At 43.5% G+C, this 20,840-nt stretch carries 27 protein-coding genes and 2 tRNA genes; 14 read left to right on the top strand and 15 right to left on the bottom strand.

Features of this window, described 5'->3' with window-relative positions:
* Position 1: 1 nt before the first annotated feature.
* From ACO067_RS19180 to ACO067_RS19170, 3 genes are read left to right on the top strand one after another with little or no spacing between them, the layout of a single operon-like run.
* Positions 2-313 (top strand): hypothetical protein, encoded by a 312-nt coding sequence (locus ACO067_RS19180; protein WP_421877107.1) that lies wholly within the window; start codon positions 2-4, stop codon positions 311-313.
* A 15-nt stretch (positions 314-328) separates the two neighbouring features.
* Positions 329-1,405, top strand: a complete 1,077-nt coding sequence (locus ACO067_RS19175) for a PP2C family protein-serine/threonine phosphatase (RefSeq protein WP_421877105.1) — start codon at positions 329-331, stop codon at positions 1,403-1,405.
* Positions 1,402-1,833, top strand: a complete 432-nt coding sequence (locus ACO067_RS19170) for a BLUF domain-containing protein (protein ID WP_421877103.1) — start codon at positions 1,402-1,404, stop codon at positions 1,831-1,833. The genes ACO067_RS19175 and ACO067_RS19170 overlap by 4 nt, the downstream gene beginning before the upstream one ends.
* A 3-nt stretch (positions 1,834-1,836) precedes the next feature.
* Here ACO067_RS19170 and ACO067_RS19165 read toward each other — a convergent pair whose 3' ends face one another.
* From ACO067_RS19165 to ACO067_RS19145, 5 genes are all read right to left on the bottom strand, one after another.
* A complete protein-coding gene (locus ACO067_RS19165; RefSeq protein ID WP_421877101.1) occupies positions 1,837-2,640 on the bottom strand; it encodes a ThuA domain-containing protein in 804 nt (267 codons plus the stop codon).
* Positions 2,641-2,735: 95 nt separating this feature from the next.
* On the bottom strand, positions 2,736-3,317 hold the full coding sequence (locus tag ACO067_RS19160; protein WP_421877099.1) for a rhodanese-like domain-containing protein: 582 nt from the start codon (positions 3,315-3,317) through the stop codon (positions 2,736-2,738).
* Positions 3,314-3,901: a YeeE/YedE thiosulfate transporter family protein gene (locus tag ACO067_RS19155; protein ID WP_421877097.1), complete on the bottom strand. Its 588-nt coding sequence runs from the start codon at positions 3,899-3,901 to the stop codon at positions 3,314-3,316. The genes ACO067_RS19160 and ACO067_RS19155 overlap by 4 nt, the downstream gene beginning before the upstream one ends.
* Positions 3,898-4,416 carry a YeeE/YedE thiosulfate transporter family protein gene (locus ACO067_RS19150; RefSeq protein WP_421877095.1) on the bottom strand — a complete coding sequence of 173 codons (519 nt, stop codon included), beginning with the start codon at positions 4,414-4,416 and terminating at the stop codon, positions 3,898-3,900. The genes ACO067_RS19155 and ACO067_RS19150 overlap by 4 nt, the downstream gene beginning before the upstream one ends.
* 1 nt (position 4,417) lies before the next feature.
* Positions 4,418-5,302 carry a sulfurtransferase gene (locus ACO067_RS19145; RefSeq protein WP_421877093.1) on the bottom strand — a complete coding sequence of 295 codons (885 nt, stop codon included), beginning with the start codon at positions 5,300-5,302 and terminating at the stop codon, positions 4,418-4,420.
* 146 nt (positions 5,303-5,448) lie between these two features.
* Between ACO067_RS19145 and ACO067_RS19140 the strand changes: the two genes are divergently transcribed.
* Both ACO067_RS19140 and ACO067_RS19135 read left to right on the top strand, forming a co-directional pair.
* Entirely contained in the window at positions 5,449-6,741 is a 1,293-nt protein-coding gene (locus ACO067_RS19140) for a sensor histidine kinase (RefSeq protein WP_421877091.1), read from the top strand.
* The gene (locus ACO067_RS19135) at positions 6,738-7,427 is read left to right on the top strand and encodes a response regulator transcription factor (protein WP_421877089.1); all 690 of its coding nucleotides are present in this window, start codon (positions 6,738-6,740) and stop codon (positions 7,425-7,427) included. Before ACO067_RS19140 ends, ACO067_RS19135 begins: the two co-directional genes overlap by 4 nt.
* Positions 7,428-7,736: 309 nt before the next feature.
* Here the strand turns inward: ACO067_RS19135 and ACO067_RS19130 are convergent.
* A tRNA-Arg gene (locus ACO067_RS19130) sits at positions 7,737-7,810 on the bottom strand.
* Positions 7,811-7,814: 4 nt separating this feature from the next.
* A tRNA-OTHER gene (locus tag ACO067_RS19125) sits at positions 7,815-7,934 on the bottom strand.
* A 211-nt stretch (positions 7,935-8,145) separates the two neighbouring features.
* Between ACO067_RS19125 and ACO067_RS19120 the strand changes: the two genes are divergently transcribed.
* From ACO067_RS19120 to ACO067_RS19105, 4 genes are read left to right on the top strand one after another with little or no spacing between them, the layout of a single operon-like run.
* The gene (locus tag ACO067_RS19120; protein WP_421877087.1) at positions 8,146-8,373 is read left to right on the top strand and encodes a hypothetical protein; all 228 of its coding nucleotides are present in this window, start codon (positions 8,146-8,148) and stop codon (positions 8,371-8,373) included.
* 18 nt (positions 8,374-8,391) lie between these two features.
* Complete coding sequence (locus ACO067_RS19115; protein WP_421877085.1) at positions 8,392-9,138, top strand: sulfite exporter TauE/SafE family protein; 747 nt, start codon at positions 8,392-8,394, stop codon at positions 9,136-9,138.
* Positions 9,139-9,174: 36 nt separating this feature from the next.
* Positions 9,175-10,014: an ATP cone domain-containing protein gene (locus ACO067_RS19110; protein ID WP_421877083.1), complete on the top strand. Its 840-nt coding sequence runs from the start codon at positions 9,175-9,177 to the stop codon at positions 10,012-10,014.
* Entirely contained in the window at positions 10,011-10,523 is a 513-nt protein-coding gene (locus tag ACO067_RS19105; RefSeq protein WP_421877081.1) for a dihydrofolate reductase family protein, read from the top strand. Before ACO067_RS19110 ends, ACO067_RS19105 begins: the two co-directional genes overlap by 4 nt.
* Here the strand turns inward: ACO067_RS19105 and ACO067_RS19100 are convergent.
* Positions 10,520-11,170, bottom strand: a complete 651-nt coding sequence (locus ACO067_RS19100) for a TPM domain-containing protein (RefSeq protein ID WP_421877079.1) — start codon at positions 11,168-11,170, stop codon at positions 10,520-10,522. The genes ACO067_RS19105 and ACO067_RS19100 overlap by 4 nt on opposite strands.
* 17 nt (positions 11,171-11,187) lie before the next feature.
* Positions 11,188-12,024 carry a TPM domain-containing protein gene (locus ACO067_RS19095; protein WP_421877077.1) on the bottom strand — a complete coding sequence of 279 codons (837 nt, stop codon included), beginning with the start codon at positions 12,022-12,024 and terminating at the stop codon, positions 11,188-11,190.
* A gap of 116 nt (positions 12,025-12,140) precedes the next feature.
* Between ACO067_RS19095 and ACO067_RS19090 the strand changes: the two genes are divergently transcribed.
* From ACO067_RS19090 to ACO067_RS19070, 5 genes are all read left to right on the top strand, one after another.
* Complete coding sequence (locus ACO067_RS19090) at positions 12,141-12,731, top strand: LemA family protein (protein ID WP_421877075.1); 591 nt, start codon at positions 12,141-12,143, stop codon at positions 12,729-12,731.
* A 74-nt stretch (positions 12,732-12,805) separates the two neighbouring features.
* Positions 12,806-13,159, top strand: a complete 354-nt coding sequence (locus tag ACO067_RS19085) for a hypothetical protein (protein WP_421877073.1) — start codon at positions 12,806-12,808, stop codon at positions 13,157-13,159.
* 23 nt (positions 13,160-13,182) lie between these two features.
* Entirely contained in the window at positions 13,183-14,094 is a 912-nt protein-coding gene (locus ACO067_RS19080; protein ID WP_421877071.1) for a class II glutamine amidotransferase, read from the top strand.
* 61 nt (positions 14,095-14,155) lie between these two features.
* Positions 14,156-14,455, top strand: coding sequence for a nucleotidyltransferase domain-containing protein (locus ACO067_RS19075; RefSeq protein ID WP_421877067.1), 300 nt, complete (start codon positions 14,156-14,158; stop codon positions 14,453-14,455).
* 5 nt (positions 14,456-14,460) lie between these two features.
* A complete protein-coding gene (locus ACO067_RS19070; RefSeq protein WP_421877065.1) occupies positions 14,461-14,928 on the top strand; it encodes a hypothetical protein in 468 nt (155 codons plus the stop codon).
* Here ACO067_RS19070 and ACO067_RS19065 read toward each other — a convergent pair whose 3' ends face one another.
* Genes ACO067_RS19065 through ACO067_RS19040 form a run of 6 tightly spaced genes read right to left on the bottom strand, consistent with a single transcriptional unit; the run spans position 14,929 to position 20,836 of the window.
* Positions 14,929-16,245, bottom strand: coding sequence for a DUF58 domain-containing protein (locus ACO067_RS19065; RefSeq protein ID WP_421877063.1), 1,317 nt, complete (start codon positions 16,243-16,245; stop codon positions 14,929-14,931).
* Complete coding sequence (locus tag ACO067_RS19060; RefSeq protein WP_421877061.1) at positions 16,246-17,217, bottom strand: AAA family ATPase; 972 nt, start codon at positions 17,215-17,217, stop codon at positions 16,246-16,248.
* Positions 17,218-18,360, bottom strand: a complete 1,143-nt coding sequence (locus ACO067_RS19055) for a DUF4350 domain-containing protein (RefSeq protein WP_421877059.1) — start codon at positions 18,358-18,360, stop codon at positions 17,218-17,220.
* On the bottom strand, positions 18,357-19,028 hold the full coding sequence (locus ACO067_RS19050; RefSeq protein WP_421877057.1) for a hypothetical protein: 672 nt from the start codon (positions 19,026-19,028) through the stop codon (positions 18,357-18,359). Before ACO067_RS19050 ends, ACO067_RS19055 begins: the two co-directional genes overlap by 4 nt.
* Positions 19,012-19,893, bottom strand: a complete 882-nt coding sequence (locus ACO067_RS19045) for a YciC family protein (protein ID WP_421877054.1) — start codon at positions 19,891-19,893, stop codon at positions 19,012-19,014. The genes ACO067_RS19050 and ACO067_RS19045 overlap by 17 nt, the downstream gene beginning before the upstream one ends.
* Positions 19,856-20,836, bottom strand: a complete 981-nt coding sequence (locus tag ACO067_RS19040; protein ID WP_421877051.1) for a stage II sporulation protein M — start codon at positions 20,834-20,836, stop codon at positions 19,856-19,858. The genes ACO067_RS19045 and ACO067_RS19040 overlap by 38 nt, the downstream gene beginning before the upstream one ends.
* Positions 20,837-20,840: the final 4 nt, after the last annotated feature.

The raw sequence follows: 20,840 nt of genomic DNA, 5'->3' as shown, positions 1-20,840 counted from the left end.
CATGCAGGAGTTATTAATTGAATTTAAACGAGAGTTTGGTATTGTAAATGAAATATCAATTTACAATACCTGCTTGAATAAATTCGAGTTTCTGGAAGGTGAGAATGTTAAAAAACTAATTATAGACCTTGATAACGGTAAATGCCTTCAGACCACTCAATCGATTTTCTTTTCCTCGACTAAGAAAAAAATGTTCCAGTTAAAAGGTGATTTCCTTTTGGCCGGATTACAATTAACCAGTAAAGCTGTTTTTAATAGGGCCCTATTTATGATGAAGGCTAAGGAACTTGTCAAGCGGCTTGAGACAACATAATCCAAATCAAGCGCTATGTCTCAACTTGTACAGATAATAAAGGATAACTTTCAGGAATTAGAATCCTGCTTAGTGATCCAAAAAGATCATTTCTCTACAGACGAAATCGATAAAAATGATCTGGTAAGTCCCTGGCTTAGCTGGATTAATAAGACCAACATTGAAATGGAGACGTTGAATATTGAGCTAATTGATGAGAGTCAGTTGCTTATTAAGTGCATTAGTAGCTCCTCCTTTTTGGTCGTCCACAATAAGTCTGAAAACAAGACGCTACTCTACAATTTTATCCTAAGCCTGGACGATTACAAAGAGAATGCGCCTGTTCTGGAGGAGTCTATTTCCAGGCATGAAGAGATCTTGAACGATCCCAAAATGCTCGATGCAGTTAGGATCCAGAAGTTGATAATTCCGAATATCGAGGATATCAAAAAGGAGTTTAAGAATTTCTTTGTGGTGTATCAGCAGCAAGATCTGGTAGGGGGAGACTTTTATTGGTATGCTAAAAAGGATGATACGGTCCTTTTTGCAATAGTCGACTGTACTGGACATAGTGTGGAGGGAGCTATGACCTCCATGGTTTGTAACTCTTTACTGAACCAATCTTTGGATGTATTTCAAGGGGAAAACCCTGATGCAGTCCTGATGAAATTTTACAGCCAGTTATCCAAATACAACAAAACCACTTCAGACATCCTGGATTACGGTATTGGTGCAGAAATTGGACTGTTTGCTTTCAATCATTCGCGATCCCAAATTACTTTCTGCTCTACCGGTATCTCAGCGTTTATAAGAAAAACGGACGGAATGGAGCTTTTGAAATCCAAGAAAGCAATTCAATACGATAACATGGCTGATTCCATCTCTCAAACCACATTTGAAATGGATGGAGTGACCGGTATATATGGTTTCACTGATGGACTGACGGATCAGTTTGACAGCAACGATCGAAAGAAACTGGGTAGAAGAGGTGTGTTGCAAATGATTGAAAGAGAAGAAAACTTTGATGCAAAATACTACATGAATGAGATCAATAAATGGAAGGGCGATAACATTCAGTATGACGACATCACTTTTGTGGGTATAGCAATATGAATCAGAATCTATATTTCTTAGTTTATGTCAGCTATTCGGCCCGGGAACTAAATGATGCAGCTATGGAACAACTGCTACATGTAGCCAGACACTACAATAAGTCCAATGATATCTCAGGTCTGCTACTTCACTATAATGATCGGTTTATTCAGGTACTGGAAGGTCCTAAAGAATCAGTGCAAAAACTATATGCCAAAATACAGAAAGACAAAAGACACCATAGTCCCACCGTTGTATTTGAAGGACCAATCCAATCGAGGATTTTCAAAAACTGGTCGATGGGTTATGAAAAAGTCAATGAAAAGAACGACCTAATCAGTGAAGACATCACGCTTTTACAGCAGCTATTCGATGGGGATCACTCATCACATCCAATAGTTCGGATCATGTCCCGATTCTATGAAAAAAATATCAACATAGATGGATAGAGCTTAATACATTGGCTGCACCCATTTTTCCATTGGTTCATATTTGCTGGCACTTGCCCATTTGATCCCACGCTTGAGCAGCTCTATGGCATCTGGCACTTCGGTGATATGAGCCAGGTTATGACCTAGAGAAGTATAAAAAACACGCCCTTTTCCATAGCCCTTTTTCCAGGCTACTGGGATCACACATCCTTCTATCCAGTCATTGATCTCCGAACCAAACCGTGTGGTGGCCAATACCTTTACGTTAGGATCTACATGCATGTAATACTGCTCACTGGTCATCGGAAAATCATTGAGCCCGGCAGTGAGCTCATCTCCCGTATCCAGCACTCGCACCGTGTAGTCAATCACTCCACCAGGGTGAGCTACCCACTGCCCTCCAGTCATGAACTGATACTCTACATTGGTTCGGAATGCATCACACAAACCACCATGCCAGCCAGCAATCCCCACTCCATTTTTAACGGCTTCCAGCAGTGCCTTCTCCTGCTCATTGGTAATTTGTGACATAGTGTAGATCTGAAGTATCAAATCCGTCTTGGCCATTAAGTTCTTATCCAAATAGGCATCTAGAGAGGCTGAGAAGGTTACATTCGCACCTTCTTCTTCCAACCACGCCCCCATGTAGTCCTTATACTTGAGGGGTTCGTGACCATCCCATCCGCCATAGACAAAAAGCACATTGCGGCCCTGCAGTGATGGCAAAGGTCTGGATTTGGATTTGGATTTGATCTGAAATGGAACCGCACTGGCTAACCCTAGTGCTGCTGCTTTGGCTAAAAAGGATCTTCTGGAATCTTTCATCGAAGGACAAATTTTAAGTTATAGTCAATTTAACTATAAGTTTTTAATTGATCTGTTTTTACCGCTCAATTTAACTTAAGATTTGCTTTTAGTGGCTAACAGCCTTTTCTAACGAATGCATGATCTGCCATTATTTCAGGCCACTCGGATTGGTCAGGATCTACGTAGTAACCTTCCATTTGCACTCGCTGATTGGTGAATTCGGGCTGGCCTCCATAAAAGCTACTCAGCTCTTTCACTTGTCGGATCAACTCCAGATGTTGTACTTCAGGATGAAGTGGAAGTGTGGGGTACAGGATGTAATGGTACCAATCGCCCATACCCCCATAGACTACTTTTGTTACACTACGTTGATCCTCCGATATGGCATTCCATGCCTGTCTAGCGAGCATGTCTTCTCCAGAGTAAATGATGAGTAGATAATCAGGTGGAAGCACCAGTGAATCCAAACGGGAGAGTGTCACGTTTTTCGCTGTAGGAATATGCAATTGAAGATAAACCGAATCCGAACGAAGATCTACCAAAACGATTCTTTCCCTACTTTTTATGGCTTTGGCCAAAGTAAATACACTAATGAATTGAGGATGGGAATGAAGTCCGTCACGGTGAAGGAAAGATGCCAAAAATGTTGCTAATACAATGACCAGCGCTCCAATCCCTAAAGTTCTGTTGTTCATTTTGTCGCATTCTTTTTTTCCAGTAGTTCTGCTCCCCAAAATGCCAGTAATGCTATGAGAGTGATGATAGCGGCACTTATTCCCATTGGCAGTCTCAGCTCTTGCCAAAGGGTGATTTGTCCCATCGATCCAGACATATAGAACGGCTCCAGGTAGGGGTATAGCTCCCCAAACAAAAATATCCCCGACAGCAGTCCCATGACATTCCACATTCCATCAAGGCTTCCGGTACTGGAGGCAACACAGGAAGTACCCGGACAGTATCCACCCACTATAAAGCCCACACCAAAAATGAGTCCTCCGATTAACTGAGGCCAAATATATGTCGGCGTGAGATAAATCAAATCTGCTTGCAACATACCCAACCAATGCAACCAAAACACCCCTAGCATGGCGGTGATAATGGCTGTAAACATCATTTTGAAAACCGTAAGATCCCGAAAATAAAACTGACCTGTGAGCTTCTGAGCGCTACCAAGTCCAGCACGCTCAAGAAAAAAACCAAACGCCAAACCGATTGCCAACGCAAACATCAAACTGGCTTCCTCCCCGATCCAGCCATAAGCTAAAAATGGTCCGTTCATAACCACAGTTTTTTAACAACCCCTGCCATTGCATAAGCGCCTGCAAACAGAGCAAGCATAAATACCCAGCTACCTACATTCATCATAGCCCCGCCTGTCAGTGCCTGACCACTCGTGCATCCCCTCGCAAGCTTGGTTCCAAATGCCATGATCACTCCACCTAAGAAGGCAAAGCCAAATCGAGCGGCTATTTTCAAGCCAGGTCCTCTTTCCACCTTCCAGTACAACCGGCCGGCTAACACGCCAGAAATTAATCCGCCAACGAGCACCCCTAGAACTTCAAATACCAACCAATCCTTTAATGGATGCACGGTGCCATCACCAAGGTAACCCTGGTAGAAGATATTGGCTTCAGCATGTGTCTTAGAGACGGAGTGGACACCCGTCACCACTACACTGGTCATCGCTCCAGAAGCTCCGATTCCTCTTCCCATCACCACAAATGTCAGTAGAAGAACCAGACCCAACCCGATTCCGCAGAAGTAAGGGTTCCAATATGATTTTGATGCTTTCATATTAGTCCAACTCAATTGGTAATGAATCATCTGGCCCCCATTCATAGAAACTACCATCATAAATTTTAACATCCTGATAGCCCAGCATTTTTGCAGCCGTATAGACCACAGTCAGTTGCATCCCAATGTGACAGTACAGTACCAAAGGAGTGCTTGGCTGTAGTCCTTCATCCGAGAAAATCGATGTGATATTTACATCTCTCAGAAACTCATAGGCACCTTGCGCATTTTCTTGATACAATGAAGTATAAGGAATAGTCTTTGCTCCAGGTATCCGTCCATTTCTTGCGTTATGACTAGCTTCTATTCCTGTGTAATAAACAGATGCCCGGCAATCGACAATGCTGTTTTGAGTATTATCAATTGACTGTAACATGTAGTTGGTATCAGCCAACAATTGATCTTTAGGTTTTGCTTTAAAATTACCCGTAGCAGGTGTATATACCTCATCTGTAACCGTATTGCCCAAGCTCTTCCAGGTCATCATGCCCCCGTCCAGAATTCGGGTACGCTCACCATGCCCCAGGTAGTCCAGTGTGAAGTACAATCGAGTGACCAGTGGCACCCAGTTTTCACCAGTATAGATCACCACATCTGTATGATTACTGATTCCTTTCTGCTGGAGCATTGCCTCCAATTTGCTTACCTCTGGAAGATCAAAATTGTGTGTACTGTCCGAAAACGTGTACTCCTTTGAGTTAATGTAAATAGCCCCAGGAATATGCTCTTTCAGGTAGGCTTCTTCATAACCAATGTGTAGAAGCACCAGGTCGTCACGAAGCATCCGGTTTTTTAACCAGTCTACATCCACGAGAATGTCCTGTCGCTGGGCATTTGAAGATAAATAGAACAAGAGTAGTAAGGCTGTTAATTGGAGATTTCGCATATCATTTAAGTTGTTTGTGCAGTTTACGCCAATTAATCCTTCGAGGTAGTTATGGAACGGTTAAAGAGACTTATTGAAAAGTTAAAAGTGTTAATGAAAGGTTAAAATCAGAACAGATCGATAGAATCTGGTTAAATTTTCAATGAATGAAATGGAGTAAATACATCATTGTATCACTGTTGGTGCTGGTGATCCTAGCCCTGGGTAGCCTACTTTATAATCAATACCGAATATTGAAAAATGATTTGGAAACAAATCGTCGTATGATGGAACTCACCATTCCCAGAATCCTTTCAGATCTATATGACCACATGATGTTCAATCAGACACTGGGTCATTTGGTTGGAGAATTTCAAGGAACAGAAGACTTTTCCTTCTCCAGCGATTCTGAGCTCTCAGATTCTCTGCAGGTAGCACTCCGCAAAGGCATCGATGAAGTACTCGCCCTAAACTACCCCAAGCTCGAGTATCGGGTAGATGGTTTTGTCTCAGATGAATTTGGGTGCATGATCCATCGCAATCATAGGCCGGAACTGCCCAAAGCCATGAATGTGCTGAAGGCTGAAAACCATTTGTGCTTTTGCATGATTTTGAGCAATACACTAGATATTGCCATGACCTATACCAATAAAGAGGAGGTAATCATTGGTGAGTCGTTTCAAATAATTCGTCAGAGTTTCCTGCTGATCATCATTGTAATGGTCGCCTTTGCTTACACTATCTATACCATCAATAAGCAAAAGAAGCTTTCGGACCTCAAAAGAGATTTTATCAACAACCTCACTCATGAATTCAAAACACCTATTTTCTCCATTTCACTAGCCGCTAAATCTCTGATCAAAAAGCAAGAAATAGCGACCTCAGAAAAACTCAAATCCTACGTACACGTGATCGATTCAGAATCCAAAAGACTTCAATCACAAGTAGACAAAATCTTACAAATGGCAGTGATTGACTCTGGCAACTTCACCATGGATCCGACACTCATTGACTTCCATGAACTGATCCATGAAGTTGTTAGCAGCTACTGTGTTATTCTGGAAGAAAATGAAGGTCAAATAGAATTGGACCTGAAGGCTAGCAATCCGATTGTAACCGGTGATGAAGTTCACCTCAAAAATGTTCTCTTCAATCTGGTGGACAATTCCATCAAATACACGAAGCACACACCTATCATCCGGCTAGTAACATCGGACAACTCTTCCCACTTGACTTTTAGCATTACCGATAATGGTATTGGTATTAATTCTGTCCACCAGAAACTGATTTTTGATCAGTTCTTTAGAGCCGAGAAGGGCAACACGCACACAGTCAAAGGATTTGGGCTTGGACTAAGCTATGTAAAGCGAATTGTAAGCCTACATCAAGGTGAAATCAGTTTAACAAGCACACCAAACCAGGGAACCACATTTACGCTCAAATTACCCCGAAAACCATGAATAAAATCCTACTGGTAGAAGATGATAAAAACCTTGGGTACATTTTAAGAGAATACCTGGAAATGAATGGCTTTTCTGTAGACTGGACAATGGATGGAGAATCAGGTGAGCGACAAGCTGCACAACAGGCGTATGATTTATGCATTCTGGATGTGATGATGCCTAAAAAAGATGGGTTTACACTTGCTGCCGGATTGAAACAGAACAGTCCATCTTTGCCCATTATCTTCCTCACTTCCAAATCTCTTAAAGTTGATAAACTCAAAGGCTTTAAACTTGGTGCTGACGACTACATCGTCAAGCCAGTAGATGAAGAGGAACTTATTGCACGGATTCATGCCGTGCTCCGCCGCAGTAGTCCAGATGCAATTAGTCGTACTTCTCAGGTCGCTATCGGTAGTTATCAGTACGACATCCAGAATCATGAACTTTCGATTAATGGAGAAGTCCAACACCTAACTCAAAAGGAAAACCAAGTACTGGAGCTTCTGTGCAACGACTTAGGCCGTCTTGTCAATCGTGATATCATGCTGCGTCAATTGTGGGGTGATGCGGGCTATTTTAAAAGGCGAAGTATGGATGTGGTGATTTCCAAACTAAGAAAGTACCTTCAGCATGATCCACGTATCAGAATAGCCAATGTCCACGGACAGGGATATATCCTGAAAGTGGAAGGATCAACCTAACAAAAAAGGCTTACCAAAAAATGAGAAATCAATAAAGTACAACCAAAATATGCCTGCTGGCAATACATAGAGTCGATCTGGTCGATCGCATCTAGCCGATCGCATCTAGCCGATTGCATCTAGCCGATCGCATCACAGCGGCGAACCGACCAGTTAAACTACGAGTGCTGTTTGCCTTTTAGGTGAATCGCTAAACCTCACCGATTTTCCATCGGGCTAGCGTTATCGACGCACCGCCAGTTGAACTAACAAAATGTTATCTCTAAACAAAAAAAGCTCCTTGAAATAAATCAAGAAGCTTTTTTATTGTACACCCAGAAGGAGTCGAACCCTCAACCTCTGGAGCCGAAATCCAGCGCTCTATCCAGTTGAGCTATGGGTGCTTGTTGCACTCGGAAGGATTCGATCGCAGCGGCGAACCGCCCCTCAACCCCCAGATCCTTTCCGGCCGAACCGAAATCTGGTATTCTATCGCAGCGGCGAACCGTCCAGTTGAACTACGAGTGCTATTGTTTCCCTTTATGGAATGCCGACATACTGATATTCTACCGCAACGGCGGACCGCCAGTTGAACTACGAGTGCATTTCCTCAAAAGGATTGCAAATATAGTGAGGCAAATGACACATCAAAACTATTCTTGCCCACAAAATATTTCTCGAATTGTCTAAAACCCAAACTTCGCTTACCTTAGCATACGATAAATTTCCTAATGCTACTATGAAAAGAGTCTTCGCTGCACTATCTGCGCTTTTTTTCTCCCTTGTCGCTTTTGCTCAGGAAACAGCAACTGCTGCAGCCGATACTACTTCCACCACTATTGAAATCAAAATTAATGGTGAGGCCATGTCTGGTCAAGGTTGGTGGAAAGCCACTCTGGTGATAGTCTGGACGATCATATGCATCATTTTGGTGCTTCGTACCTTTAGAGGTAAGGCAAGCGTATAATTCAAAAATGATCTTGTCATGGCTGAATGGCAGCTTCTACTCCTACTGTTTGCTTGTGGTGTAGTTGCTTTTAGTATCTCCACACTGACAGCTGGTGGTGGAGCACTGATGCTCATACCTATTCTGAATTTACTCATCGGGGTGACAGCAACAGCTCCAGTGCTGAATGCAGCCAACTTATTCGGAAGACCCACTCGACTCGTACTTTTCTGGAAATCCATCGTATGGAAAGCCGTCGGGTGGTACGCTCCATCTGCCATGCTAGGTTCCTTGGTGGCAGCTGCCTTTTTCAAAAAAGCTGAAATCCCTATTCTCCAGGTGATTGTTGGGCTATTTCTTATCTCCACACTCTTTCAATATAGATGGGGCAAAAAGAAAGCCTCTTTCCCGATGAGTTATCCCTTGCTCGCTCCATTGGGATTGCTCATCTCCGTTATTGGCACTCTAATCGGAGGAGCTGGTCCTGTATTAAACCCATTCTACCTCAATCTAAATATTTCAAAGGAGGAGCTAATCGCCACCAAAACGGCCAATAGCTTCATCATGGGTCTTGCTCAACTTGGCTCCTATACCGTCTTCGGCTTGTTGGATTCCACTGAATGGACATTAGCCATCGCTTTGGGGCTAGGCATAGCTGTGGGCAATCTCTTTGGTAAAAGGTTACTTAGCCAGATCACTGACCTACGGTTTCGTCAATGGGCCATCGGCTTCATGGTGTTAAGTGGTATACTACTTCTGATCCGAGTGATATTTCACTATTCCTAATTGGAAAAATTGAGTTGGCAGAGTTAACTTCCCAAAGTGAGCAGTAACCCCATTACCATTCGAAAATTCTCAGGTGAAACCGATACGTTTGATCCTGAAAAACTCTTAAAAAGCTTGACAGAAGCCGGTGCAACCACCAGCCAAGCTGACAAGATCACACAAACAATAAGGTCTGGACTTTACAATGGGATCAGCACTAAGCAGATTTACCAAAAAGCACACCGCCTGCTCAAAAACAGGGCGAAAGAGAAGGCCTCCAGATATGGATTAAAGAAAGCCCTGTTACAACTTGGACCTACTGGATATCCTTTTGAGCTGTTCATAGGTGAACTAATGAAAAAAGAAGGCTACCAGGTGCAGGTTGGACAAACCATGCAGGGAAAATGTGTAACTCATGAAGTGGACGTACTTGCGGTGAACGATCATGCGGTACGAATGATGGAATGTAAGTTTCACAACAGACTTGGCTACAAGACGGATGTAAAAGTGCCAATGTACATCAAGTCGCGATTTGAAGATCTCTCAGCGGTTTGGTCCTCCAACAAGGAGTTTAATGCCAGAAAACACGAAGGCTGGGTAGTAACCAACGCCAGATTTACGAGTGATGCAGCTGATTTTGGGCGATGTACCGGACTCCACATGATGAGCTGGGATCATCCCACCAATAGTTTGAAAAGTCTTGTAACCAAGTACATGCTCTACCCTGTCACCACCATCCCCGGATTATCAAAAAACATCAAAGAACAACTTTTTCGCCAGGAGATCGTGCTTGCAAGCAGTCTCGCTACTCAGCCAGACATACTTCAGCACATTGGGTTGGAACCATCCAAAATTCGTCATCTTGTGGAAGAAGCTAAAAATATCTGTGAGTTATGAGAAAGGTAAAACTATTCATTGCGACCAGCCTCGATGGTTATATTGCCCGAGAAAATGGCGATGTAGATTGGCTGTACACCGATCAGGACTATGGCTACAAAGACTTCCTAAATACCATTGATACAGTACTGATGGGTGGGAAAACGTATCGACAGGTGTTGGGATTTGGCGACTGGCCATACAGCACCAAGCGGAGTATCGTGTTTACACATGACCTGAAAGCAGAATCAACGGATGAGATAACTTTCATCCATCATGACATCCCTGGTTGTGTAAAGCGGCTCAAGGAGGAAAAAGGCAAAGACATCTGGCTGGTAGGTGGTGCTGAAATCAATACCCTGCTACTAGAAACTCAATTGATTGATGAACTATGGCTGTTTAAAATGCCTGTAATCCTTGGAAGTGGTATTCCACTTTTCACCAGAAGTGCGGAGAGTTGGTTTCAAATCCAGGATATTGAGGAATTCGACTCTGGATTGGTAAAAATGCTCTATCACAGGAAAGGTTAATCTTCTATTCGCAAACTATCATCCAGTTCATTAAAGTCAGTAGACTTCCTGACAAAGCCATTGTCCAGCAGCAAATCCTTGCATAGCGAAATGGCTTTGACCAATCCAGTCCCTATTTGATTGGCTTTGATGCCATTGATAACTTCATTCACTACATGCTGCCAATCTTCAGGCTTTACTTTCTGACTGATGCCTTCATCGCCAAGTACCAGCACCTGGTGCTCCAACCGACTAATGAAGATCAATATGCCCACTCGCTCTTCAGTCTCGAAAACCTTTTCGTTCATGAAGGCCTGCAGGGCTCGTTGATTGACACGCTCTTGCTGCCGATCACTTGAAATGATCCATCGCTTGGCTTTGGGCAGGATTAATGGGATCAAAAATCCCACTAAAAATGCACCGAATATAATCAGACTTACCTCCAATGGAGTAAGCCTCCAGGGCAACAACCACAAGTAGGAAAGGATCGCTATCAAAACGGAAGTCACCCCACCGAATACTCCAGCAGTATACCAGGATGCCTCTGCATAGTCATCGCTGGAATTGACAAAGTAAGGCACGATCTCCCCGCAAGAAACGGTTTCCAGATCTTTCACTGCCTGTTTTACTTGCTCTTTCTCTGTATCTGAAAATGTATATCTAGCCATTAATCTGAATCTTTTAATTACCAACCTCCGGATGCTCCGCCGCCTCCAAAACCGCCTCCGCCTCCGGAGAAGCCGCCAAAGCCTCCACCTCCAGAGAATCCTCCGCCGCTACTACCACCAAAGCCTCCGCTCCAGTACATGCCACCGCCACCGCGGCCTCCACGTCCACCGCCTGACGGTACAGACATGAAGATGGCTACTACAGCTGTGATAAATAAACTGGCAAAGAACCCAGCGATCAGCCATCCAATGATGAAGACAATCACGGATACAATTCCCACAGATTTCTTTTTACCAAGTGCTTTGTGAAGTATCGCTTTCAAAATGGCTGCCCCAAAAAAAGCAAATACAATAATGGCGAGTGCCCAATTACCACCACCACCATCATTTTCAGAAGTCCTTTGTTTACTCACAGCTGGAGGTAGTTCCTCTCCGTTGATAGCGCTCAGCACCACGTCTACTCCACTGTCGATTCCCTGATAGAAATGTCCAGACCGAAATTCCGGGGTAATCACATTGCTAATGATGCGTTTACTTAACGCATCAGTGAGCGCTCCTTCTAGTCCGTACCCCACCTCTATTCGCATCTTGCGATCACTCATTACGAAGAGTAAAATCACACCATCATCCACACCTCCCCGACCAATCTTCCATTGCTCGGCCAGACGTATCGTGAACTGCTCAATGGTTTCCTCACCGGTGGTGGAGATGATCACTACGCGTACCTGGCTTCCTTTGGCTTGCTGAAACTCATAAAGCTTGCGTTCCAGCGCGTTTTTCTCCCCAGAACTAAGTGTACTGGTTTGATCAGTCACATAACCTTCCAGTTCGGGAATTTGAACATCCTGTGCCACAACAGACCAGGAAATCAGAAATATTATTAGTGGAAAAAGTATCCGAATTTTCACAATATCGTTAGTTCTCGTATCCTTGTATTTATACAGCAAGCTAAAACTAATAAAGTAGAATTATGAATAAAAAGTGGATTACCATAATCATTGTTGTTGTGGCCGTTTTCCTCATTTACAATTTCTTTTCGGGAAAATACAACAGCATGGTCACTAAAGATGAAGCGGTGAATACTGCCTGGTCAGATGTAGAAACCCAGTACCAGCGAAGAAATGACCTCATACCTAATCTGGTAAACACCGTAAAAGGGTTTGCAGAGCAGGAGAAAGAAGTACTGACAGGCGTGACAGAAGCAAGAGCCAAAGCATCCAGCATGAATATCGATGCGGGCAACCTGACACCCGAAAACCTGCAGCAATTCCAGGCGGCTCAGGGCCAATTGAATTCCGCCTTGAGCAGACTTTTGGTGACTGTGGAGCGCTACCCTGAGCTAAAATCAAATCAAAACTTTCTCGAGCTACAAGCCCAGTTGGAAGGAACTGAGAATCGAATAGCCGTAGCACGTAGAAGGTTCAATGAAACCACACAGGACTACAATACCTACATTCGGGTATTTCCTAACAGCATTATTGCTGGCTGGGGAGGTTTTGAGCGAAAGCCACTCTTCGAAGCTGAAGAAGGTGCCGAAAAGGCTCCAGAGGTGCAGTTTTAGTTTAAATGAATTAACAACAATTGAAGCCCTGACAAGAAAATGTGAGGGCTTTTTTATGTCAAATACGATGAAACATGAATAAAATAAAAGCAAACAAGCGTACCCTCATTCGATGGAAGGTCTACATCGACCGAGCCAGAATGTACATAGGCTACATCCAGTTTCTAATGATCGGTTTTGTGCTACTGGAAGCCTACAAAGACACTCAGCTAGGCCAACTCATTTTCGACAACCTTATTATTTCCACGCCTATTCTTTTTGTTTTATTTATCGGATTATCTCTGATCATTGGGAGATTGGATACGGTATTTGGTTTCAGAGAGGAAGAGCTCAGGAATTCGTCCAGCTCCAATCCAGTGATGCGTGAGCTGTTGATGAAAATTGATGAGTTGACAGAGGAGGTTAGGGAGTTGAGGAAAGACAAATAGATCTAAATTCAATATTGCATCAAATGGATAATTGGCGTACCTTTTATCCAAACAACTACCCAAAACAGGCCATGTGCCGCTTTACTTTTTACCAGGGCAGACCAATCAGGATTGGTTCCCTGATCACCGAACCCGATCACTCGCTGATCAACCAAAGTTTTAATGCGCAGGAACGTGACGAACCACTCAATGGAGATGGTTTCGGACTTGGCTGGTACAACCATCAGATTTCTGACGAACCAGCCACCTTCAAATCCGTCACACCCGCATGGAACAACCGCAACCTGCTGCAACTATCCAGAATCACAGAATCTACCTGCATCCTGGCACATGTCAGAGCGGCTACTCAGGGACTGCAGGTAGCCGAGTCCAACTGCCATCCATTTACGTTCAAACAATATGCCTTCATGCACAATGGAGACATTGGAGGTTTCTCCAGAATCCGACGTAAACTACTGGAATCACTGTCTGATGAGGCCTTCAATCAAATCAAAGGCTCCACAGATTCCGAGCACTTTTTTGCCATACTGCAAGATGAACTGACTAAACGAGACACCTTAGACATGCACGATCGGATGAGTAGTTCGCTGATGGCCACCATACGAAAGGTGATGAACCTGTGCACTTCCATGCAGGTGAATGAACACAGTTACATCAATGCGGTATTGACCAATGGTCACCTGGCAGTAGCCGTGCGCTTCACTACTGACCAACCAGAGGAAGCTGATTCGCTTTATCTAAATATCGGTCGGAAATATGTCTGTGAAGAAGGAGTCTGCTCCATGATAGATCCAGGAGAAAATGAAAAAGCGGTAATCATTAGCTCAGAGCCCCTCAGCAATGATCCGGGATGGGAGTCCATACCGGTCAACTCCATGGTAGTAGTCAACGAAGGCCGTGTATTGGATCGCTTAACCATTGATCCGGATTGGTGAGGTACATAGTGGGGTATCGCCATACACTTGCTTTAAAAACAACTTAAAGTATCTTTATGCCATGAGACTTTCCGCAAAAGAAATAGAACACATCAAGAAGGTAACAGAAATCACCTTTGGGAAGGATGCTGAAGTTTACCTCTTTGGTTCTAGAGTTTCAGAAACAGCTAATGGAGGAGATATTGACCTACTCATACGTACTTCCCATCATCAGAATAAGCTTAAGCTAAAAATCCAGTTTCTAGCAAGGCTAAAAGCTACTTTGGGTGATCAAAAAATTGACGTTATTATTCGTTCAGAAGAACAACCTGCACAAAATGATTTGATTTATCTCAACGCCTTGTCAGGTGAAAAACTATAATGTCCTTGGCTAAGCAGAAATATCGAAGTGCAAAAACAGAATGTGATAATCACATTCAGAGACTTCAACACGCCATCAATAGAACAAACGATTTATTCCCTTTAGACCATAAAACATTTGATCAATTAACCGCAGATCAAGTTGCTTTTATTGATCAACTAATTTTTAGATTCAGCAAACTACAAGACACCATGGGTAAAAAGCTGATACCATCAGGCCTAAATCTTTTAGGGGAATCAGTGGAAAGCCTCACCATGATTGATAATCTGAATCTGCTTGAAAAGCTTAAGATTATCAATAGCAAGCAAGATTGGTTAGAGTTGAGAGAGTTAAGAAATCAAATAGCCCATGAATATCCTGATGAAAAACTGGAACAACTTGAGGCATTGAACCTTTTACATCAATCAACAGCCTATTTAATTACACTTTACCAGGACTTCACAAGATTTGTTGAGTCGAAGCTTCCCGACTGATCACAGCATCCTCTTAGCTTTCACCTCTATGTATTTATTGATCACATCTACATTTAGATTCTGCGGGGTAGTGTAAAGTGAAAGGATACCTGCTTTCTGCAATTCATCTCGGATGAGCAGTTTTTCTTCCAGCATTTGTCGTCCGATGGCCTGATTGTAGATTTCGCGTGTAGACTTTGCAGGGTTTACCAGAAGCTTATCTACTTCCGTGTTTCTAAAGTAAATCACCAACAGCAGATGTTTTCGGTTGATCAATCTCAAATAAGGAAGCTGTCTGTGCAGGCTATGGATCGACTCAAAATTGGTAAACAGCAGCAGCAAACTTCGCTGATTGATAGTCTTCACTGCATGGGTGTACACAGAAGCAATATCAGGTTCGTTGAAAGAGGTTTTCTGATGATAGAGTGCCTCCATGATCTGGTAAATCTGTGCGCCCCGATGATTGGCTTTCACTGTCGTATCCACCTGATGCTCAAAAGTCACCAAACCGGCTTGATCCCCCTTTTTCAAAGCAATATCCGATATCACCAGCGAAGCGTTAATAGAGTAATCGAGCAGTGTCATTTGCTCAAACGGCATCTTCATGGCCCGACTCTTGTCAATGACGCAGTACACATTCTGAGCGCGCTCGTCGATGTAATGATTGGTCATCAGGTGGCCTCTACGCGCAGTTGCTGCCCAGTTGATGTTTCTGGGATCATCTCCCATCACATAGTCCTTGATGGTATCAAATTCTTTACTGTTACCTACCCTTCTGATGAGCTTTTGCCCTTGCATGGTCAGGTTTTGAGAAATGGCCATGAGCTCATACTGATGCATGCGAATGAATGATGGGTAGACTTTGACATCTTCTGGAGATCCTGCTTTAATTTTTCTCTGGATCAGTCCTATCGATGTATTGACCAAAAGGATAGTGTGTCCAAAATGATAAACGCCACGTTTGGTAGGGCGCAGACTATAATTAATAGCCTTTTTACTCAACTTCTGCAGTGTGGTGTTGACCTGGAAGTCCCGCAATTGAAATTGCTCTGGTGCCTCATCGCGAACCTCCACAGAAACATTCAGGTCATAATGACTTTCCAACTCGATGAGAACCTCATTTTCATCCCCATTGGATAATCGTTCGTTCACCAATCGATGAGCCACTACTCGTCCTCTGACAAAAAGCAGATACACATCCATCAGCAAAGCCGCTCCAATGGCTCCAGATGCGATCTTTGCCAGCAGGTACACCAGACCAAAATACTGCCCAAAAATGAAGGCAACGATCAGAGTGACCAGCAGATAGTAAAAGCGATTGGTAACGAAAATCTTCACTTAGTTTGGGACTTCTACCTGTTGTACAATCTGCTGACTGATTTCTTCCATGCTAATGCCCTGAAGCTCTGCCTCTGGTGTTAGCTGAATTCTGTGTTCGATGATGGGCCTTAGTAAAAACTGAATATCGTCCGGAGTGACAAAATCTCTTCCCTTCATGGCAGCATAGGCTTTGGAAGCGTTGAGCAGATCAATGGAAGCTCTCGGGGATGCACCCAAATAAAGTGAAGGGTGATTTCGTGTTTGAGCGATGAGCTCAGCTATGTACTGTAGCAACGAATCCTTAACAAGGATGTCTTTCAGATTCTTTTTCAAGGCTATTGCCTCCTCTTTGGAGATAACTTCCTCGATGAATGCCAGCTTCTTAAATCCAGCCGTCTGATTTTGTAAAGCCAGTATTTTGGTTTCGTCACTAGTACTGGGATAACCCACATTGATTTTGAAAAGAAAACGATCGAGCTGTGCTTCGGGCAACCGGTAAGTTCCCTCCTGCTCTATTGGGTTCTGTGTGGCCATCACCATGAAGAGTTCCTCCATGGGGTAGACCGTACCATCATTGGTCACTTGTCCTTCTTCCATCACTTCAAAAAGGGCCGACTGAGTCTTGGCTGGAGCCCGGTTGATCTCATCAATGAGGACCAAATTTGAGAAAACAGGTCCAGCTTTAAACTCAAACGAAGTACTCTTAGGGTTAAAAACGGATGTCCCAAGAATGTCGGATGGCATCAAGTCCGGTGTAAATTGGATTCGTTTAAAATCAGCTTTGGTCATGGTGGCCAACAATCTAGCAGAGAGCGTTTTCGCTACTCCTGGCACTCCTTCAATGAGAACATGTCCGCCAGTAAAAAATGCCGTGAGCAATAAATCAAGCATCTGCTCCTGCCCCACAAGTGCTTTATGTGCCTCCTCCTTAAGCTGAGCTATCTTTTCTGAAAAGGCCTTTAAGTCAATTCTATTGGTAAATTCTGACATCTATTTGATATTAAATTTTTCGATTTTTTGATTGAGTTCGGTCAGCAACTGCTCCGATACAGGCTGACCACTTCGTACATGCTGAATCATCTCAAACGTTTGGATCACTTCAGATTTCTTTAGGCCAGTTCTTCCGGCCAATGACCGATACGTCTCTTCTTCAAATAACTGGGTGATGTAATATTTCTCTTGCAGCGATTTAATAAAATGACTTATTAGCTTCTGAGCTGCACTGGCATGCCTGCCTTCTCGATGGTACAGACCACCCATCGTTTTGATAAATCTAAGGGTGGTGTTCGTATTAGGGTCAAGTATCGGGATGACGCCTTGTTTGCGTTGACTGCCGATGATGATCAAAACCAATATACCCAAGAGGGTTAAGTTCAGAGCCCAACGGAGCGGTGGTTGCGAAATCAAGTAACGAAAAGGTGTCTTTGATTCCATACGACCACTGTGATAGTAGCGATTATAAATTAGCTTGGCTTCACTCATGAGGTTCAGTGAATACTCAGGAAAATCCAATCCATTCGGTCTGAGCAAGCCAAAGTTGGTATATGCCAGTGGAAATGTACTGAGGATCAATCGACCTTCACCAAATCGCTTATAGATCAAAACGGGTTCCTGAGCCTGCACCCCCACTTCCCAGCCCGAACTATCTTTCAAATCAAAAGCAGTCACCAACATGCTGGATGGATAAAACACACTGGATTCATTGAGCTGTATAGCGAGAGAATCGTCTGGATTGAGCGTGGAAGGCTTGAACTCTTCTGTCAGTGCTAAACCTAATGTATCAAGAAAGTTTTCCGAGTAGATGCTGGATGAAATGATGACATCATTGCCCCTATTGAGCCAACTCATTAGCACCTCGTAATCTTCCTTAGCCGGTGAAAACTCTGATGAGAGGATCATCAGGTTGGCATTGACAGAATCCCCCAGCTCATAAATCGTCTCAAATGAAAGCCGCTTGCTTTCAAAAAAATCTTCTAGCCGATCATACAACACATATCCGCCATATGGTTGCTTGTCGTTTTGTGCGAAGGTAGGGATCCATACCAATGGTTCAGGTTTGTACTGCTCCACCACCACAAACAGTATGAAGAGTATTGCCAGAAGTGCATATAGCCGTTTTTCTCTTTTGGTCATTGCTCCAGCCTTTTTACAAATTGCACACCCTGATCAAACTCCTGTGAATCAGCCGCATAATCCCCATACCAGGTCAACTCGAAGAGCTTAACCAGGTCAGCGAACGGCTGCTGTTTGCCTGATGGCAACTCGTCCACATAGTCCAAAGGGGCTTTCCAGGTGGTGATTTTTATTTGATTGGACTGATTGAGGTCATTCAGGCATTTCAAGAAAAGGTATCGAATGGCTAGTTTATAATCTCCTGATTCCCTGCTTTCTCGGATCAACTGATCGTAATCCAGGTGCTGATCAGTCACCACTGACACACCCATTGGTACAAAATTTCTGGATCTGGTCTCAATCACCGATCCGTAGCGGTTTTTGAGAATATAATAAAGAACAGCCAGGATGACCACCACAATCAATATGCGGAATATAAACGGCCATAACTGGCTGAATCCACTTGCTCTGAAAATGGAGCCCAGCATGTCCAGAATGTAGATAAAAAACAAATTGATCAGTGAGCCGGATTTGGCATAATCAGTAGAATAATCAAAAGCAGGATCTGCCTTATACACGGTGATCTGCTCCTGGTCAAAATGTCTCAGGTCCTGATCACCAGCAAGCTCAAAACCAGAGGACCAAAATGCAATGAATAGAAATAACGCGCTACTAACTAAGGTTCTCAAAGTTTTCTATTTGGCTCTTCAATCCGGTTCCTTCCATTCGCTCAGAAAGGTTAAAATACTGAAACCCTATGGCAATGATGGGTATGCAGTAGGTTAGATACGTTCCGATCATCGAAAAAGCCATCCCGGCTGTGGCTGTCCAGCTATCAAACATGGCAAAAAAAGAACCCGGATCGGCTTCCAGATTTTCTGCATTCCTAAACATATCTCCTAACATCAATACATAGGTCGGAATGATAAATATATAGCTAGCCACGCCAGCGATAATGGAAGAGATCATCATTAGACCAAACGTGCTCCACCATTTATCCCGGATCAGTTTAAAACACTTACTGAAAGCATGACCTACACCCTGCTGCTCAAACATGTATATGGGCAATGAAATGGAGAAAACTACCATGAAGTAAATACCCGGTATAATGAAAATGAAAAAGCCAATAAACGAAATAATCCCAACAAGGATACTCAACCCAATCAGTCCAGGCACGTACTTGAATGAATCCTTGAGTGCATCCATGTAATCCACGGAACCCTGCTCAGATTTAGCCTTCATGTAAGTAAATACGGCAGCCACCATGAAGGAGTATGTGATCATATAGGCAACAATAATCCCCAGGTAAGTGAATGCAATCTGCCCCATAAAGCCTACAGCATCGGCTGATGTGGCGTCAGGATTACTAACCAATCCACCGAAAATGCTGAAATAGTTGCCCAGGAAAAACGAAGACAAAATTCCCATCGGGATCACAATGATCAACAGCATTTTCATCAATGGAGCAAAATTGTATCGAATGTACTCGATAGTGATGTTGAGCTTTTGACCAAAATCACGCTGCTTGTACAGCACTATGTTCTTTTCTGACATATTTATGTAGGTTAGGCAAAACGAAGGTATAAAAAACAACCACTAAGGCCGATATGGCAATGATCAATAATTTTAAAAAAAACGGCCACTCCGTATGTCGGGTAGCAAAACCTTCCAGGAATCCGGCTACAATGAAAAAAGGAACAAGGCTCAACACAATTTTCAAGCCCTCTTTCGCTCCCTTTCGGAAGCTATATCCTCTCGGATAAGTACCTGGAAATAATAGACTATGGCCCATAACCAAACCAGCACCACCTGCAAAGACAATAGCACTCAACTCTAGCGTACCGTGTACCCAGATGGTCATGATCGTTTCATCAAACAAGCCGTTTTGAACAAATAGATAATGGAAAGCTCCGACCATCACACCATTGGTAAACAATATATAGCCGGTACCCAGAGAAAAAAAGATCCCCATAGCAAAGGCCAAGAGAGAAACCTTGATATTATTGACGGTGATACCCAAAAACATGACGCCCTCTGAAGCTTGTTTGTATACGGCCATAGGATCTCCGTTTTCGATATTCTTCAAAGTCATATTGACATATTGATCACCGAGTATCAGCCTAACAAAGGTCTGATCATTGGCTGCTGACAAAGCGCCAATGGCGATACCTACGGAGAAAATCAGCAGTGCATAAACAAGGTATTTTCTAGAGGAGTGCAGCACTTCTGGCAGATCCATTGTCCAGAATGTTACCAGCCGATTGGTCTTTTCGGGCTTGTTTCGGTAAATAACATTGTGCACTTTCAGCGTGAGCCCGTTGAGATAAACCACTAAATCTGAATCCGCATATTTAGCTCGTGCAAAGGCCAGATCTTCCGTAAGGTGAACGTAAATTTCCGAGAGCTCATCTGCTGAGAGGTGCTCTATCTGCTCCAGTTTCTTCTCAAACTTGAGCCATTTATCCTCATTTACTTTCACGAATAGTCCCTGCCGCATATCT

It is taken from the genome of Marinoscillum sp. (assembly GCF_965229915.1).
In the GTDB taxonomy this organism is placed as follows: Bacteria; Bacteroidota; Bacteroidia; order Cytophagales; family Cyclobacteriaceae; genus Marinoscillum.
The sequence above is the reverse complement of the archived record's forward strand: the minus strand, read 5'-3'. Positions and strand labels throughout refer to the sequence as shown.

Excerpts from the sequence above, each read along its gene's own strand:
- ACO067_RS19180 (WP_421877107.1), top strand. The coding sequence starts at position 2 with ATGCAGGAGTTATTAATTGAATTTAAACGAGAGTTTGGTATTGTAAAT.
- ACO067_RS19175 (WP_421877105.1), top strand. The coding sequence starts at position 329 with ATGTCTCAACTTGTACAGATAATAAAGGATAACTTTCAGGAATTAGAA.
- ACO067_RS19170 (WP_421877103.1), top strand. The coding sequence starts at position 1,402 with ATGAATCAGAATCTATATTTCTTAGTTTATGTCAGCTATTCGGCCCGG.
- ACO067_RS19165 (WP_421877101.1), bottom strand. The coding sequence starts at position 2,640 with ATGAAAGATTCCAGAAGATCCTTTTTAGCCAAAGCAGCAGCACTAGGG.
- ACO067_RS19160 (WP_421877099.1), bottom strand. The coding sequence starts at position 3,317 with ATGAACAACAGAACTTTAGGGATTGGAGCGCTGGTCATTGTATTAGCA.
- ACO067_RS19155 (WP_421877097.1), bottom strand. The coding sequence starts at position 3,901 with ATGAACGGACCATTTTTAGCTTATGGCTGGATCGGGGAGGAAGCCAGT.
- ACO067_RS19150 (WP_421877095.1), bottom strand. The coding sequence starts at position 4,416 with ATGAAAGCATCAAAATCATATTGGAACCCTTACTTCTGCGGAATCGGG.
- ACO067_RS19145 (WP_421877093.1), bottom strand. The coding sequence starts at position 5,302 with ATGCGAAATCTCCAATTAACAGCCTTACTACTCTTGTTCTATTTATCT.
- ACO067_RS19140 (WP_421877091.1), top strand. The coding sequence starts at position 5,449 with ATGAAATGGAGTAAATACATCATTGTATCACTGTTGGTGCTGGTGATC.
- ACO067_RS19135 (WP_421877089.1), top strand. The coding sequence starts at position 6,738 with ATGAATAAAATCCTACTGGTAGAAGATGATAAAAACCTTGGGTACATT.
- ACO067_RS19120 (WP_421877087.1), top strand. The coding sequence starts at position 8,146 with ATGAAAAGAGTCTTCGCTGCACTATCTGCGCTTTTTTTCTCCCTTGTC.
- ACO067_RS19115 (WP_421877085.1), top strand. The coding sequence starts at position 8,392 with ATGGCTGAATGGCAGCTTCTACTCCTACTGTTTGCTTGTGGTGTAGTT.
- ACO067_RS19105 (WP_421877081.1), top strand. The coding sequence starts at position 10,011 with ATGAGAAAGGTAAAACTATTCATTGCGACCAGCCTCGATGGTTATATT.
- ACO067_RS19100 (WP_421877079.1), bottom strand. The coding sequence starts at position 11,170 with ATGGCTAGATATACATTTTCAGATACAGAGAAAGAGCAAGTAAAACAG.
- ACO067_RS19090 (WP_421877075.1), top strand. The coding sequence starts at position 12,141 with ATGAATAAAAAGTGGATTACCATAATCATTGTTGTTGTGGCCGTTTTC.
- ACO067_RS19085 (WP_421877073.1), top strand. The coding sequence starts at position 12,806 with ATGAATAAAATAAAAGCAAACAAGCGTACCCTCATTCGATGGAAGGTC.
- ACO067_RS19080 (WP_421877071.1), top strand. The coding sequence starts at position 13,183 with ATGGATAATTGGCGTACCTTTTATCCAAACAACTACCCAAAACAGGCC.
- ACO067_RS19075 (WP_421877067.1), top strand. The coding sequence starts at position 14,156 with ATGAGACTTTCCGCAAAAGAAATAGAACACATCAAGAAGGTAACAGAA.
- ACO067_RS19060 (WP_421877061.1), bottom strand. The coding sequence starts at position 17,217 with ATGTCAGAATTTACCAATAGAATTGACTTAAAGGCCTTTTCAGAAAAG.
- ACO067_RS19055 (WP_421877059.1), bottom strand. The coding sequence starts at position 18,360 with ATGACCAAAAGAGAAAAACGGCTATATGCACTTCTGGCAATACTCTTC.
- ACO067_RS19045 (WP_421877054.1), bottom strand. The coding sequence starts at position 19,893 with ATGTCAGAAAAGAACATAGTGCTGTACAAGCAGCGTGATTTTGGTCAA.
- ACO067_RS19040 (WP_421877051.1), bottom strand. The coding sequence starts at position 20,836 with ATGCGGCAGGGACTATTCGTGAAAGTAAATGAGGATAAATGGCTCAAG.